This is a genomic window from Acinetobacter sp. T63, assembly GCF_053852345.1.
In genome coordinates, this window is sequence record NZ_CM132659.1 from 1,032,111 (window position 1) to 1,047,710 (window position 15,600).

Annotated in this window: 17 protein-coding genes; 16 read left to right on the plus strand and 1 reads right to left on the minus strand. The window is 43.0% G+C overall.

The window, feature by feature from the left end; translation table 11 throughout:
* Positions 1-85: 85 nt before the first annotated feature.
* From cgtA to ACVLR6_RS05015, 14 genes are all read left to right on the plus strand, one after another.
* Complete coding sequence (cgtA, locus tag ACVLR6_RS04950; protein ID WP_005176732.1) at positions 86-1,297, plus strand: Obg family GTPase CgtA; 1,212 nt, start codon at positions 86-88, stop codon at positions 1,295-1,297.
* A 29-nt stretch (positions 1,298-1,326) separates the two neighbouring features.
* Positions 1,327-2,460, plus strand: coding sequence for a glutamate 5-kinase (gene proB, locus ACVLR6_RS04955; RefSeq protein WP_005176735.1), 1,134 nt, complete (start codon positions 1,327-1,329; stop codon positions 2,458-2,460).
* A 191-nt stretch (positions 2,461-2,651) separates the two neighbouring features.
* The gene (locus ACVLR6_RS04960; protein ID WP_455995941.1) at positions 2,652-3,773 is read left to right on the plus strand and encodes a tyrosine-type recombinase/integrase; all 1,122 of its coding nucleotides are present in this window, start codon (positions 2,652-2,654) and stop codon (positions 3,771-3,773) included.
* Entirely contained in the window at positions 3,773-4,372 is a 600-nt protein-coding gene (locus ACVLR6_RS04965) for a hypothetical protein (protein ID WP_168405097.1), read from the plus strand. Before ACVLR6_RS04960 ends, ACVLR6_RS04965 begins: the two co-directional genes overlap by 1 nt.
* 101 nt (positions 4,373-4,473) lie before the next feature.
* A complete protein-coding gene (locus ACVLR6_RS04970) occupies positions 4,474-4,749 on the plus strand; it encodes a helix-turn-helix transcriptional regulator (RefSeq protein WP_163169981.1) in 276 nt (91 codons plus the stop codon).
* Positions 4,746-4,964, plus strand: a complete 219-nt coding sequence (locus ACVLR6_RS04975; RefSeq protein ID WP_455995943.1) for a helix-turn-helix domain-containing protein — start codon at positions 4,746-4,748, stop codon at positions 4,962-4,964. Before ACVLR6_RS04970 ends, ACVLR6_RS04975 begins: the two co-directional genes overlap by 4 nt.
* Positions 4,961-5,215 (plus strand): hypothetical protein, encoded by a 255-nt coding sequence (locus ACVLR6_RS04980; RefSeq protein ID WP_455995945.1) that lies wholly within the window; start codon positions 4,961-4,963, stop codon positions 5,213-5,215. The genes ACVLR6_RS04975 and ACVLR6_RS04980 overlap by 4 nt, the downstream gene beginning before the upstream one ends.
* A 108-nt stretch (positions 5,216-5,323) precedes the next feature.
* Positions 5,324-5,638: a hypothetical protein gene (locus tag ACVLR6_RS04985; RefSeq protein ID WP_455995947.1), complete on the plus strand. Its 315-nt coding sequence runs from the start codon at positions 5,324-5,326 to the stop codon at positions 5,636-5,638.
* The gene (locus ACVLR6_RS04990; protein ID WP_455995949.1) at positions 5,631-6,026 is read left to right on the plus strand and encodes a hypothetical protein; all 396 of its coding nucleotides are present in this window, start codon (positions 5,631-5,633) and stop codon (positions 6,024-6,026) included. Before ACVLR6_RS04985 ends, ACVLR6_RS04990 begins: the two co-directional genes overlap by 8 nt.
* Positions 6,023-8,059, plus strand: a complete 2,037-nt coding sequence (locus ACVLR6_RS04995; RefSeq protein ID WP_455995951.1) for a DUF3987 domain-containing protein — start codon at positions 6,023-6,025, stop codon at positions 8,057-8,059. Before ACVLR6_RS04990 ends, ACVLR6_RS04995 begins: the two co-directional genes overlap by 4 nt.
* A 522-nt stretch (positions 8,060-8,581) precedes the next feature.
* A complete protein-coding gene (locus ACVLR6_RS05000) occupies positions 8,582-8,863 on the plus strand; it encodes a hypothetical protein (RefSeq protein ID WP_174659993.1) in 282 nt (93 codons plus the stop codon).
* Entirely contained in the window at positions 8,860-9,972 is a 1,113-nt protein-coding gene (locus ACVLR6_RS05005) for a phage major capsid protein (protein ID WP_455995953.1), read from the plus strand. Before ACVLR6_RS05000 ends, ACVLR6_RS05005 begins: the two co-directional genes overlap by 4 nt.
* Before the next feature lie 57 nt (positions 9,973-10,029).
* Complete coding sequence (locus ACVLR6_RS05010) at positions 10,030-10,377, plus strand: hypothetical protein (protein WP_455995955.1); 348 nt, start codon at positions 10,030-10,032, stop codon at positions 10,375-10,377.
* A gap of 55 nt (positions 10,378-10,432) precedes the next feature.
* On the plus strand, positions 10,433-10,735 hold the full coding sequence (locus ACVLR6_RS05015) for an HNH endonuclease (RefSeq protein WP_168390222.1): 303 nt from the start codon (positions 10,433-10,435) through the stop codon (positions 10,733-10,735).
* A 575-nt stretch (positions 10,736-11,310) separates the two neighbouring features.
* On the opposite strand, the gene ACVLR6_RS05020 is transcribed toward ACVLR6_RS05015, so the two are convergent.
* Complete coding sequence (locus ACVLR6_RS05020) at positions 11,311-12,015, minus strand: SIMPL domain-containing protein (RefSeq protein ID WP_104469874.1); 705 nt, start codon at positions 12,013-12,015, stop codon at positions 11,311-11,313.
* Between the two features lie 468 nt (positions 12,016-12,483).
* Between ACVLR6_RS05020 and ACVLR6_RS05025 the strand changes: the two genes are divergently transcribed.
* Both ACVLR6_RS05025 and ACVLR6_RS05030 read left to right on the plus strand, forming a co-directional pair.
* Positions 12,484-13,857: a diaminobutyrate--2-oxoglutarate transaminase gene (locus tag ACVLR6_RS05025; protein WP_005176742.1), complete on the plus strand. Its 1,374-nt coding sequence runs from the start codon at positions 12,484-12,486 to the stop codon at positions 13,855-13,857.
* A gap of 3 nt (positions 13,858-13,860) precedes the next feature.
* Positions 13,861-15,393 (plus strand): pyridoxal phosphate-dependent decarboxylase family protein, encoded by a 1,533-nt coding sequence (locus ACVLR6_RS05030; RefSeq protein ID WP_005176744.1) that lies wholly within the window; start codon positions 13,861-13,863, stop codon positions 15,391-15,393.
* The last annotated feature ends 207 nt before the right edge of the window (positions 15,394-15,600 follow it).

Consider the following 15,600-nt stretch of genomic DNA (forward strand, 5'->3'; position numbering starts at 1 on the left):
AATAGATTTGCTGCATAAATTATTCGAGAAATCCTTTAAAATATGGCAGAATAGGCGGTTTTAAAGTTTTTAGAGGATTGGCAAGATGCGCTTTGTTGATGAAGCAGTCATTACCGTAGAGGCTGGCGACGGTGGCAATGGCGTAGCCAGTTTTCGCCGTGAAAAATTCGTACCATTTGGTGGTCCAGATGGTGGTGATGGTGGTCGTGGCGGTAGCATTTATATTCAGGCCGATGACGACACCAGTACACTCGTAGATTATCGTTATACCCGTAAATTCCGTGCTGAGCGCGGTAAAAATGGTGCAGGCGCAAACTGTGCTGGCCGTGGTGGTGAATCTGTGGTGCTGAAAGTACCGGTAGGCACCACGATTGTAGATACAGATTCTGGTGACATTATTGCTGACTTGGTCGAAGACGGTCAGAAAGTACTGGTTGCCCAGGGCGGTGATGGTGGTTTGGGGAATACTCACTTCAAATCATCGACTAACCGTACCCCGCGTAAATTTACCACAGGTGTGAAAGGTGAATTCCGCGAAATCCGTTTAGAGCTGAAAGTGCTGGCAGATGTTGGCTTACTGGGTATGCCAAACGCCGGTAAATCAACCTTTATTCGTGCAGTATCGGCAGCAAAACCAAAAGTTGCAGACTATCCGTTTACCACCATGGTGCCAAACCTGGGTGTGGTCGATGCCGATCGTCATCGTTCTTTTGTGATGGCCGATATTCCAGGTCTGATTGAAGGTGCGGCAGAAGGGGCCGGTTTAGGGATTCGCTTCCTGAAACACCTGGCGCGTACCCGTATTCTGCTTCACATTGTCGATGTACAGCCAATTGATGGTTCAGATCCGGCACACAATGCCCGTGCCATTTTGAACGAGCTGGAAAAATTCTCGCCAACGCTGGCCAAATTGCCAGTAGTCTTGGTGCTGAACAAGCTCGACCAATTACCGGAAGATTCACGCGAAGAATGGTGTAAACATATTCTGGAAGAACTGCAATGGGATGGTCCGGTATTCCAGACCTCGGGCCTAATGTCTGAAGGTACCAAAGAAGTGGTGTACTACCTGATGGATCAGATTGAACAGCAACGCGAACGCGAAGTTGAAGATCCAGACTATGCAGCAGAAATGAAAGCCTTCCGTGACCAGCTTGAAGCTGAAACACGCGAGCAAACCATCGCCGCTAAAGAAGCTTATCGTGAAATGCGTCGTCAGCAACGTCTGGCGGGTCAGGGCGATGACTTCGATGATGACGATGAAGATGATGGCGAAATGGAAGTATATTACGTACGTTAAGCTCTTGATGAAGAGTAACTGAGGACAAGATGATAGAAGTGGTAGATGGGCAACGTCAGCTCCAGGGTTGTAAACGAATCGTTGTTAAAATCGGATCATCTTTACTCACAGCAAACGGGAAAGGCTTAGATCTGGATGCAATTTCGCATTGGGCGAATCAGATTGCAGATCTGCATAATGCAGGACACGAGATTATTCTGGTGTCCTCCGGTGCTGTGGCTGAAGGCATGGTTCGAATGAAACTAGAGAATCGACCCACTGATCTACCCAGTCTTCAGGCTTGTGCGGCCATTGGTCAAATGGGCCTGGTACAAACCTGGTCCAGCGTGCTGGAAAAACACGACATTAAAACTGCGCAAGTGTTATTAACTCATGATGACCTGGCAGATCGTCGCCGTTATCTCAATTCATGTGATGCCTTGCAGCACCTGATTGACTGGCGCGTGATTCCGGTGATTAATGAAAATGACACGGTTTCCACTGACGAAATCCGTTTTGGTGATAACGATACCCTGGCAGCTATGGTGGCCGGACAGGTACATGCGGATCTGTTGATTATCCTGACCGATCAGCAAGGCATGTTTGATTCTGATCCGCGCTCTAATCCGGATGCCAAACTGTTCCATACCGTACGTGCTTTAGATGAAAGCCTGTTCGATATGGCCGGTGGTGGTGGCAAGTTTGGCCGTGGCGGTATGCTGACCAAAGTCCGTGCAGCGCGTTTAGCAGCCAAATCGGGTTGTCCAACCTTAATTGCCAGCGGTGAAAGTGATAATGTACTGGCCCGTCTGATGGATGGCGAAATGCTCGGTACGCTGTTTATTACCGACAATGATCGTATCACCGCACATCAGCAATGGCTAGCGGCGCATCTGCAAACCGCAGGCCGTCTGGTATTGGATGAAGGTGCGGTAAAAGCCATCAAGGAAAATCATCGTAGCCTGTTACCGGTGGGTGTACGCGCCGTGGAAGGGCATTTCGAGCGTGGTGATGTGGTGGAATGTGTCGATCGTCAAGGCCATCGGGTGGCTGTCGGGCGGGTGAACTTTAGCTCGCGTTCAGCAGACATTATTAAAGGTCTGGCCTCGGACAAAGTGCATCAGGTATTAGGTGAAGCACGTTCGCTGGAAATGATCCATCGCAATCATATGGCTATTTATTAGCAAAAACATGCACTTACTTGCAGTGTGTAAAACGCTATGAAAGTGATTGAAAATCAATATTTTTATCTCACTTTGTACTGTTAAGCAATAACAAGTAATTTCATTGAAACACCGTACACATAGAGGTTAAACTGGAGGTTAAATCAGTCTAACCTCTTTTTTTATGTGGTTCTAACCTCCACAGGTGTGCAATGCTTACTAAACAACAGATTGAAGCTATAAAACCAAAAGAAAAGCTGTTTAAAGTCAGTGATGGTGACATGCTATATATATTCACCTCTCCAACTGGGAAGAAAGTCTGGAAGGTGCTTTATACGCTTGATGGAAAAAAAGGGACTATCACAATAGGCGAGTATCCGCTTATCTCTATTAAAGAAGCACGATTAAAGCGTGATGAAATAAAAATCATGCTGGCCAGTGGTATAAGTCCAGGTCAGAAAAAGAAAGAAGAAAAGCAAAAGCAGCTTGAAGGTATGAGCTTTATAGAGTTGATTGAATCTTATAGGGACGTTGTAGCTCCCACTCATAAAGGCCACATACAAGAAGTTGCTTCTCTCAACTTATTTATCCGGTTGTTTCCTAAACTTATGCAGAAGCCAGTTAGCCAAGTGGATCAGCTCGATATGATTGAGTTTAGAAATGAACGCCTAAAGATGGTCAAGGCTGCAACAGTTAAGAGAGATTTAGGCTTGCTGGGTGGTGTGTTTAAGTATGCACGACAAGAGCTTCGTATCATCACAGGTTCACCATTGACTGATATTTCAAAGCCAAGCGAATCAGACCATAGGGACAGGCGCATATCTCAAGACGAAATAGATCAGATTCTAAAAGCATTCAGTTATCACCCAACATTCCAGCCAGTGAATAAAAAACAGCAGACCGCCTGGGCATTCTTGTTTGCTATCGAAACAGCAATGAGAGCCAGCGAAATCGTTAGTATGAAATGGGCGAATATCACGGATGATTATGTGCTTTTGCCTGATACAAAAAACGGTACTTCGCGGAAGGTTCCACTCTCCATGAAAGCAAAAGAATTGCTGGAGTTGATGAAGGGAATCCACGAAGAAACAGTCTGCACTCTCACAAGTGCAAATACTTTATCGAGCTACTTTTGGCAGGTCGTTACTGAAAAACTAAAAATTGAAGATTTAAATTTCCACGATACCAGGCATGAGGCCACCACAAGGCTATCCCAAAAGCTACCAGTTCAAGACTTGGCAAAAGTCACAGGACATAAAGATTTAAAAACGCTGATGAAGTATTACAACCCAACTGCTACAGAGCTGGCGAATAAAATTAATGGGGTGGGGTGATGGCTAGAAAAAGAGAAAAACAATGTGATGGCGGTTTTTTGAATACCTCTATATCTGAGCAGAGCTTATATTTATTTGATGGCCTGAATATTGATAGGCAATCTTTTTTGGATGATGCTGGCTTGATTCTGGGTAGAGCGAAACTAGATATTCAGGTCAGAGAAACAAGAAATTCAGCGCAGGAGGATGTTATCCACCTTGAGAAAATGGAGAGATTAATTAAAAATTTAGTTGATGAAATTAATCTAACATCATTAAATCAAAATGCTTATATGCTTGAAGCCTGGTACAAGATGGGGCTAAGTAGCTTACTTGATGAAGAATTAAAATCCTCATTAATTAAATATCAATGCTCAATTATTTACTCAAAAGAAGAAATCAAAAAATATTCTAATTTAAAGGGAAGAAATACAAATCATATTGAGGCTAATCTTGTCTGCACAATAAATTTTCTTTTTGAAAAGTGTAAGACTGGCAAGGTTAAGGCCGAAGATAAATATAGTTTTATTAGTGATTTTTTGCGGTTAAATCAAATACCAACAGTACCAAAAGATATTGATAAGATTAGAAAAATTATAAGTAAAAATAAAAACAGGTAGTTATTCAACTTAAAGAGGCTGATTTTCTACCCTGATGCAAAAATCTTAGAAAAACGACACTGCACCTATGCAATGACGCATAACGTAATAGAAGGTGCAGTATGCAAACACGTGAACAATTCTATCGAGCTAAACAAATCGCTTCAGCTCCAGCAACTCCCGAAAAAATCCACGTATATAAAACTGGCGTAAATGCTGGAAAAACCCGAAAACTAAATGCCAAGCCAGCACGACAAGGTATTTTGCCAATCTCAGAAAAAACTCTATGGACTTGGACGCGTGAAGGTAAATTTCCGCAGCCGATCCGCATGGGTGGCAATGTCACTGTCTGGAGAGCTTCGGACGTTCAGAAGTGGATTGAGGAGCAGTCGGCATGAACAACACCCAATTAAAACAAGTCCTAGCACACCTCAAGCAAGGCAAAACTATTTCCCAGGCTGAAGCTATCGACCTTTTTAACTGCTACCGACTGAGCGCAATCATTCAGCGTTTACGAAATGCAGGCTATGACATTGTGACCCATCGTGAGCGCAATAAGTCAGGTATTGGCAGTCATGCACGTTATGAGCTTATGAAAGAGGTGGCAGCATGAAAGATATTGTATTGGCTTCATATCGCACTAACACCGAGGCAGACATTGAGGCAGATTTAATCGTAAACAATGAGGCTTGCAGTTTTATCGACTTAATCACCATAGGCGGTGGAGTTCAGGCCATTGATGAAGGTATCGAGCAGCTCATGCAAAACCCTCAAGCCACTGGCGTTGTGGCGTTACATGGTGAAAGCCTGAAACAGCTCATTGATGCTTTTTTAAGTGAGGTCGGCCATGAAAAACAATCATAACTATCTGAAATCACTTGTTGAATACATGAAGCCACTGGCAGCAGAAAGCCACTATTTTAAAAACTTCAAATTATCCCAGCAGCACCAGGGCATTAAAGGTGGGAAAAAATGAAACTATTTAAAAAATTCACATTGCAAAGACCAGATCATATTGGTTATAGTTCTCTTGCTTTGAGCAAAATCTCAAAGTTAGCTTTGGTCGGCTATGAATACTCAGCGCATACAGTCCGCTTAATGGACTTTTTTTGTATGCGTAATATCTCTATGCGTTCGCATGTTATGGCGGAGCTGGAGGGGGAAGCGTTCGCGCTTGCCAGTCACCTGAGTTACTGGTCGACCAACCCCTTTCAGCTTTGCCACCTAAATTACTTGGTCGTAATTGGCAAGGCTCCTACAAACTCAGGAGCGCATTCTCATGCCTAATCAAATCAATAAAACAGCAGCAAATCATTTAGAAGATGCTCAAGTCTATCTTGAATCACTAGAGAGCGTATTGCTTCGCTTGTACACTAGCTACGACCAGTGCGACCTTTCAGATGATAAAGCAAAGGCCATGCTCAGTGTGTGTGAAGTGCTGGCGAATGGTGCTTTAGAAGATATTGAAAGTGCCAGTGTAAAAACTAAATTATATATTTCCGCTTATATCGACTTAGCGAATGGCATTGTAGTCACTATTGATGAGTTATCAGATTTCAATCTAGCTAAAGGCCACACAGCAGCAGCTATACACGGCCTGTTCTTAGTGGCTGGACAATTAAAAGAATCATTAGAAACTGCGGTTTATGCTGTTATGAAGGGGGGTGCGGAATGAATGCAAAAATCACTCTTAACGCTCCCTTAGCAGTTAGCACCGACCCAGTGACAGGCAATACAACCGAATATCATTCGATTGAAGATTTTGCGACAGGTTGTATTGATGAGCGCAATCTCAAAGTTAAGCCTGAGAGCTATATTTACTCTAAATTGCCTAGTTATAACTGTGAAGAATGCACAGCACTCCCTTATGTGAATCCTGAGCAATTGGACAAAATTGTAGGCTATGCAATCAAAGGCATTGCCAAAAAATACGACACGGATCAGACACCCCACAAAGAAATTGATTCTCAGAAAGTATCTTTTTCGATTGGTAAAAATGGAGTATTCGCAAGCAACACAAATAATAAATATATGTCGTATGTTCTAGGTACAGACAATATAGATTTATTTGTGCAACTTGCTAAGGCTGGAGAGGCCGTTGTACTTCACAAAGATATTGATGCAGCTTATCAAATTGTAAACAATGGTATGCCCGAATCAATACCTAGAATGATGGTGGGCTTTAATCCGCCTCAACAGAATCAGGATTTATTTGTTCAATTGGATGATAGTTTTAAAGAATTTACTAAAGCAGATATTAAAAAACTGTTTTTAGAAAAAGTTAATCAATTGAAGCAATCAATAGACCCTGAATCATTTGAGCAACCACAGGCGCATGAGTGGGAAGAACCACAACCTTTACACATTGCGAACCAATATGTTGAGGGTGAATATCCTATTCATGCTTTCCCTGATGTTATTGCAAAAGCTATTAAGAAATCCGCTCATTTCCACAATGTACCGTTAGCAGTAGCAGCACAAACATATTTAGGTGAGCAAGCATATATAGCGCAAAGACACATCAAAGCACCTAGCGACAAGTCAGAAAAAGGTCAGCCATGTAGCTTATTCATGCTTACTATTTTCCCATCGGGAGAGGGCAAAGATGTCTGTAAGAGTGATGCTTCAAAAATCAGTGAGGCTATCGAATCTGAAAATATGCAGCGATTTTATGCAGATCATAAAAGCTGGAGTAAAAAGAAGTCAGATGAGCGTGGTGACGCTCCAGTGAACCCGATGTCGAGATTCAAGAAAACCACGACACAAGCCATTATCAGAATGATGGCAGACGGAGCTGGCGATAGTTATATATGGGCAACTGGCGAGGGTGGCTATCTCTTTAGTGGCTACTCATTAAAAAGCGACACTGTAGGCGAATCAATTAGCGTTTTAAATGACCTAGTTGATACTGGCAAGGGAAATGCACTTTTAAGAAATGCGGAGGATAGTCATTTTTTTGAGAACAAATATTTTTCCCTAGATATTGCTGTGCAGGATGTTGTTGCAAGACCTGCCCTAACCAACTCTCTACTACGTGAGCAAGGTTTTTTAGCTAGAGTTTTATTTGCAGCACCTACGCCACTCCAGCACCGTGAAGTGACATTAGAGCAGCAGAGCATCAAACCATACGATGATGAGGATTTAAAAGCATACTGGAAGTTCTGCGAGAAGATGCTAACCACTCCATATTTCGGCAATAAACTTTTTATTGGTGACGATGGCAGAGTGATAATTACAAAATGCCAAGATGCTGAGAGGTTGCACATTCAGTATCAGAACCATATCGGTCAAGAAGTTGGCAAGGGTGGAAAGTATGAATTTATCAGAGCTTATGCTTTACGCACTAATCAGTATGTTTTGAGAGTAGCTGCAATTTTAGCGTATTGCTCGGAGGTTGATTATATTGACGCTCGCATCATGCAAAACGCTATAGACCTTTGCAAATACTCTTTAGATGAGTGGCTGCGCTACTACGGCAAGGCGGAAAAGTCAGACAGCGAACTGATGCTGGAATGGTTGAAAAAGCAAGATTCATCAAAGATATTGAAATCAGCCATTTCAACTACTGTTTATCCAAAGCACCTACGCAGTAAAAATAACCGTGATGCTGCGCTCAACCACTTAATTGATGCTGAGCATATCCATATCGAGCAAATCGGGAAAAAGGAATATGTGGTTTTAAATCCTCTTTTCTCAAAAGTGGGCTAAAAAGGCTAAAATGCCTGAAACCCTTACCCATTAAGACTTTCACTCTAGCCAACCCAAAGGCTAAGAAAGGCTAAAAAGGCTAAAATGATGCAGATAGATATTAAATCTTAGCCTTTTTAGCCAACTTTAGCCAAGCCATAGGCTAAGGCGAAAGCTATACGTGGCAAGGCTTACAGCGACTTTAGCCAAAATAGCCCGATTCTCAGACTAAGAAAATAGCAACAACAGAAACAATGACACAAAAAAAGTCCCTAATTGCGAGTCGGGGACTTTTTCGTTACAGCAAATCAATTTCAACAGCTCAATAACATTTTAAGAGATAGACATTTAGAGGACATCATTCCTCCAAAAAATGCTTTGATGATTTACTATACATAACTTATTTATATGATTCAAACTAAAATATATTAATAATAAAAAATAATGTATTAATTTAATTTATATAACTTAAAGTTTGACATTGTGCTAAATGATGGCTAGTGTTGGTAACAAGTTACTAACAAAAGAATTTAGGAGGCTTGAGTGAATCAGGCGAATAAAAGCAGTTTAAGAGTTCGGAAGAAACGCCAGCTTGATGCTGCGAAGGTGAAGTTTTTTGATGAGCATGGCGGAGCGATTCTGTTAGCACTTCAAACAGCCAACCATGCAAAAGAAAGCGAGATTAAGCAATTAAAGGCAGAAGCCGTTGAGCGCGAACGGATCATGAAGGAGCAGGCGGAATTAAATGCTCTCATGGATGCTGCTTTATATGTGAATGCTCGTTTACGTGAAATTAAACAAATGTTTGAAGGTGAAAAGAAATGACAGATTTATCCCAGATTGAAATTTTAGCCAAAGAATTTAAAAATCAGGTTGATGCTATTAAGGGCGATACGGCAGAACTAAAGGCCGTTGTTCTAGAATTAGAGCAAAAAGCTGCCCGTCGTCCTGGTGGTGGTTCATTCGAGGAAAAGTCAGGCAGTAAGGCACTTAAAAAGATTATTGAATCTGACCAGGTGAAGTCCTACCGTGACAAACAGGCAAGCGCGGTTACAGTCACAAGTAATTTTGAGATTAAAGCACTCACTACTGAAGGCTTGGGCATTGTTGGTTCCACTGGATATGACACCCAAGCGCAGCGCGACCCAGAGGCGATCCGCTTCATTAAGAAGCCGACAACGCTTATTGATGCTTTGCGAGTGATTCCAGCGACAAGCGCATCTTATGAATACGTTAAGCTGATGTCTACTTATGAGAATGCAGCAGACTACCAAGCATTAGAAGGCGATACCAAAGCCGAGCAATCAATTCCAACCGAAGCGAAATCGGTAACGCACCGCACAATCGCAGTGACCACAATCGTATCAAATCAGGTTATTTCTGATAACACCAGCTTACAGGCCACAATTATTTCCCTTCTGGGTGGTGGTGTGCTGCAAAAGCTAGAGCGTGAAATTGTACAAGGTGATGGCACTGGCTCAAGTATTGAAGGCTTTGCAAAACACGCGAAAGCGCATGAAGCTGAAGCAGGAACTTTGTTGGTTGATGCAATCGGTGAAGCGCGAGCAGAAGCCAAAGAAGCAGGATTGCAACCAAGTGTTGTAATTGTGAATCCAGTAACACTGCAACAGATGGTAGGCGTGAAGCAAGATGGTGGCGGTTATGTTCTATCGAGCAATGGCCTCCCAGGATTGTCAGATATGTGGACGTTACGAATTATCGAAAGTGCAGCTTGTCCACGTGATGAAGCTTATGTCCTAGACATGGAACAAATCGCAGTCCTTGACCGTGAGCAGCTTACAATCAAGATTGATGATATGACCCTAATGGATCAGAACATGACCCGAATCCGTGTAGAGCTACGAGCATCGTTTGCAAACTTTATTGATGGTGCAATCGTGAAGGTGACAGTAGCCGAGGTGGCGGAAGGTTAATAAGGTTGATGTGTGAAAGGAGAGGCTTGATTGCCTCTTTTTTCTTATAGGTAGATTATGAAACCAACAAGATCAGCAAGATCAGCAAGATTGAAAAGCAATTGCAATGCAGCACCGCAGCCAGTGGAAGTATTGTTGCATTCAGGCCGACAAATGGAGCCTGAAGAAATTAACTTTATATCTAGTGTGCAGACATTGCCTTTAGAGGGTGTGGCATTGGTACTGTGCAAATATGCAGACAACGAGGCCAAGCTGGAACTGATCCGCATAGCTATGAAGTTCCATATTTATCGAAATGATTTTGATATATATCTGAAGAACAACAGGCAAAACCCGAAAGTAAAAACAGCTTTGGATATTTGGAAAAATATCAAGGGCGGTCAGATTGGATTCTTTAAAGCATAGTTATTCAATACAAGTGGTGGGCCAGTCCCATCACTTTTTTATTTAGGATAGAACAATGGCAAAACTACCAACATTAAAACCAAGATTGCAGACATTAAAGACGAGCCAACCCATAAGCAATGTGACTGCAAATAAGCGAAATCGTGGCAGATCATGGCGCAAGTTACGATTAGAAGTTTTATTGAGAGATAAATATACATGCCAGCACTGCGGACTGGTCAGCATAAGTTTAGAAGTAGACCATACAATCCCATTGTTTTTAGGTGGAACGGATGCAATGAGTAATTTAAAAAGTTTATGTGTGGATTGCCACAAGGTTAAAACCAGTCAGGAGAATGCAGTGGGTGGGGGCTTTTGATTGTTAAAAATGAAGTCTATTTTACGGATACCGCGCCCTCTGCATTCGCAAAAAAAATTGTCCCACACGAATATGTTAAAGAGAAGTTAAAGTAAAACACGCCTGAATTGACTATTTATTAAACTTGATGTATTCACACGCGCGCGCGCACAACACTGCTAACTTGTGGTTTTAGGGCTCAAAATCCCAATAGAATTAAAGTGAGTTTAGCAGGCCGGTTCCTTATCTTTGATGTGCTGAAGAACAATAATCCCCCCAGTGGTCAAGATGACCATACCTGAGCCACCAATAAGAGGAGCAGCTTATTTAAAATCTCCAACCGCGGCCAAGCACACGCGACTGGATGCACGTATCTGCAATCAAAAGTATTTTGTGATTTTTTTAGAGTGCTGGAGGTTAGGCTGGAGGTTAAAATTTAAATGAGAAAATAAAATATAATAAAAACATGAGGTTAAATCTATTATAAATCACAATCATATGGCGATTTACTAAGCCATACAGATTCAACTTAAGAAATACAAAAATCCCGCTTCCGAGCGGGATTTTTTATTTTGGAAATAGAGGTAACGAGCAATTTACTTAAACTGAATCGTCCCGTTGGCATTCACCGTCATCTTCGATTCACCGGCAGCCATATCCGGTGCAGGTGCTGCTTCAGCCACTGCAAACTTGGCGGTATTGGCGCGCATTGCAATCGGGCGCGGGGTATAGTTATTGGTATTCATGTTCAGATTGACCAGTTGATAGCCTGATTTATTCCAGGCCTGGGTCAATAACTGTGCGCGTTGCTGGAAGTTTTTCGAAGCTTCAACTAGTAGCTCATTTTCGACTTTCTTACGCTGGCTATCTGACACACTAAAATGTACTGATTGAGTTTGCAGGCGCTGCTGCAGCTCGCCAATGAGCTGGCTGGCGGCTTTAAAGTCGGTACTTTCCAGATGAATTTCGGCACGACCGCGCCATTCTTTCAGTTTCTGACTGTCATTGTCATAAACCGGATAAGTCGACTGTGAACCACTTTCTACTTTAACCGTTGGATATTTTCGCGCTGTGGCCATCGCCTGATTCATAATTTGGGTGATCTGATTGGCCAGTTCAGAAGGCTGTTTATGACTGCGCTCGATATACAGCACTGCATTCATCTGGTCATTGGATACCTGACGGCTGGCTTCTGCCTGAACATTGATCAGGTTATAGTTCAGTTTTTCGGTGGTCTGCGCCAAGGCACTACCTGAAACTGCAGCAGCCAATAGGCAACTGGAGAGAGTAATAAAACGCATGATTTTGTCCTGTTTTTATAGGTATTTATCTATCAAAGCATATTAGCCAAGCAATATGGCTAATTTTTGCAGAGTTTGTGGTGGGATTGTAAAAAAATAATAAAATCTACTGACTCGGAATGGCTTGATTATTTATTTTAAAACAATATGTTATATTTAATAGTGGGTTTAATTCTGCAGGCAACTTACATAGGGTTAAAAAAAATATCAAGAATGCGGTTTTCTTTCTGCTGTCACATTGTAAGATGATAATTAAATCTAATGGTTAGACCGATAGAACTTTTCGATAAAATTAGCTCGATAAAATGCCAAAAGCGGTTTATTTTCCTGAAAAATTAGGTATTATCGCGCTCCTAGTTATTGAATATTATCTAGATCATCTAACTAGATTTTTATAAAGCACCGAGTCAAAGGACCACAAGTCACCCGACTTATTTCTTCAACCCATATCAGAGATGGTAATTCGATATGAGCGTTACTTCTGTAAACCCTGCCACCAATTCCACAAACGAATACTACTTGACTCGCCAAAGTCAGATGGAATCGAATGTGCGTAGTTATCCTCGTAAATTACCGTTAGCGATAGCGAAGGCACAAGGTTGCTGGGTTACCGATGTTGAGGGTACGACGTACCTAGATTGTTTAGCTGGGGCAGGTACATTGGCTTTGGGCCATAATCATCCTGCGGTGATTCAAAGTATTCAAGACACCATCGCGAGTGGTCTTCCTTTACATACTTTAGATTTAACTACACCTTTAAAAGATGCATTTACTGAAGCGCTTCTTGCTTACCTGCCAGGTGGTAAAGAAGAGTATTGCTTGCAGTTCTGTGGTCCATCTGGTGCAGATGCAACAGAAGCAGCAATCAAGCTTGCAAAAACATTTACCGGCCGTAGCTCTGTAATCAGCTTCTCAGGTGGCTACCACGGTATGACTCACGGTTCGCTGGCAATGACAGGTAACCTGTCTGCCAAGAATGCCGTAAACGGTTTAATGCCGGGCGTACAATTTATGCCGTATCCACATGAATACCGTTGCCCGTTGGGTCTTGGCGGTGAAGCAGGTGTGGATGCACTGACTTACTATTTCGAAAACTTCATTGAAGATGTGGAAAGCGGTGTTACTAAACCGGCTGCTGTAATTCTTGAAGCAATTCAGGGTGAAGGCGGTGTGGTTACTGCGCCTACCAAATGGCTGAAAAAAATCCGTGAAGTGACTGAAAAACACAACATCGTGTTGATTCTTGACGAAGTTCAAGCAGGCTTTGCGCGTTCAGGCAAAATGTTTGCTTATGAACATGCTGGTATTGAGCCAGACGTAGTGGTTATGTCGAAAGCGGTTGGTGGTAGCTTGCCACTGGCAGTGTTAGGGATTAAACGTAAGTTTGATGCTTGGCAACCAGCAGGCCATACCGGTACTTTCCGTGGTAACCAGCTGGCAATGGGTACTGGTCTTGCGACCATCAACACCATTAAAGAACAAAACCTGGCGCAAAATGCGCAAGAGCGTGGCGACTTCCTGCAAGCTGAACTGAAAAAACTGGCAGTTGAATTCCCATGTATCGGTAACGTACGTGGCCGCGGTTTAATGATTGGTGTTGAAATTGTAGATGAGCGTCAGGAAAAAGACCGTTTAGGTGCTTATCCTGCAGATTCACAACTGGCTGCTGCAATTCAGGCTGCATGTTTTGACAACAAACTGTTGTTAGAAAAAGGTGGTCGTGGCGGTACGGTAATCCGTTTACTTTGCCCGCTGATCATTAATCAGGAAGAGTGTGTAGAAGTGATTGCCCGCTTCAAGAAAGCTGTGGCTGAAGCACTGAAAGCAGTACGAGGCGCATAATACATGGTAGATTTTGCAGAACATCGTAAAGCCTTACTCTGCAATGATGCTCAATCTATTGCTGACTATGAGTCAGCAATGGACCAAGCGACAAAAGCTGTCGCAGCATGGTTGCAAAACGATAAAATGTACACCGGTGGTAGCATTAAAGAGCTACGCAGTGCCATTTCATTCAATCCATCGAAAGAAGGTCTGGGTGTACAGAAATCTTTAGAGCGCATGGTCGAGCTGTTCCTGAACAAGAGCTTGAAAGTTCACCATCCGCATTCACTGGCGCATTTGCACTGTCCAACCATGGTGGCCAGCCAGATCGCAGAAGTATTAATTAACGCCACTAACCAGTCCATGGACTCATGGGATCAAAGCCCGGCCGGTTCATTAATGGAAGTGCAGTTAATCGACTGGTTACGCCAAAAAGTCGGTTACGGTTCAGGTCAGGCCGGTGTATTCACTTCAGGTGGTACGCAGTCTAACCTGATGGGTGTACTGCTGGCGCGTGATGCCTGCATCGCGAAAAACTGGAAAGATGAAAACGGCAAGCCGTGGTCAGTGCAGCGTGATGGTGTACCGGCGGATGCAATGCGTAATGTCAAAGTTATCTGTTCTGAAAACGCACACTTCTCTGTGCAAAAGAACATGGCGATGATGGGCATGGGCTTCCAGTCTGTGGTGACCGTTCCTGTGAATGACAATGCACAGATGGATGTGGTTGCACTTGAGAAAACCATGGCACACCTTCAGTCTGAAGGCAAAATTGTGGCATGTGTGGTGGCAACTGCAGGTACAACCGATGCGGGCGCGATTGATCCATTAAAAGAAATTCGTGAAATCACCAACAAATATGGCGCGTGGATGCACATTGACGCGGCGTGGGGTGGTGCACTGATTCTGTCGAATGACTATCGTTCTATGCTCGATGGCATCGAATTGTCGGATTCTGTGACGCTTGATTTCCACAAGCATTATTTCCAGACCATTTCATGTGGTGCGTTCTTGTTAAAAGACGAAGCCAACTACCGTTTCATGCATTATGAAGCTGAGTATCTGAACTCTGCTTATGATGAAGAACATGGCGTACCAAACCTGGTATCGAAGTCACTGCAAACCACGCGTCGTTTTGATGCCTTGAAATTGTGGATGACAGTTGAAGCCTTGGGCGAAGAGCTTTATGGTTCAATGATCGATCATGGTGTGGATTTAACCCGTGATGTTGCTGCTTATATTAAAGCAACAGATGGTCTTGAGCTGCTGGTAGAGCCGCAATTTGCATCGGTATTGTTCCGTGTGGTGCCTGAAGGCTATCCGGCTGAATTTGTCGATGCCTTGAACCAGAACGTCGCAGATGAATTGTTTGCGCGTGGTGAAGCGAATATTGGTGTAACCAAAGTGGGTCAGGTGCAATCATTGAAAATGACCACGTTAAGCCCGGTTGCAACACTAGACAACGTGAAAAACCTGCTGGCACTTGTACTGGCAGAAGCAGAGCGTATTAAAGCTTCAATTGCAGATGGTACTTACACACCACCAATCGCTTAATCGCATGCTGCAAAGAAAGAGAGGCCTATAGGGCCTCTTTTTTTTATCTCGGGTCATTGAATTGAAAAAAATGAAGATGAATGTCATGTATCTGTTAACAAGCCAAACGGGCCAAAAGAAGGGGATAGAAGTGAATAAAGTGGCTGAGTACAGTGAAGTGATCAATTGGCTGATAACGTGTGTTTCAGGCAACAGATGAATATATTA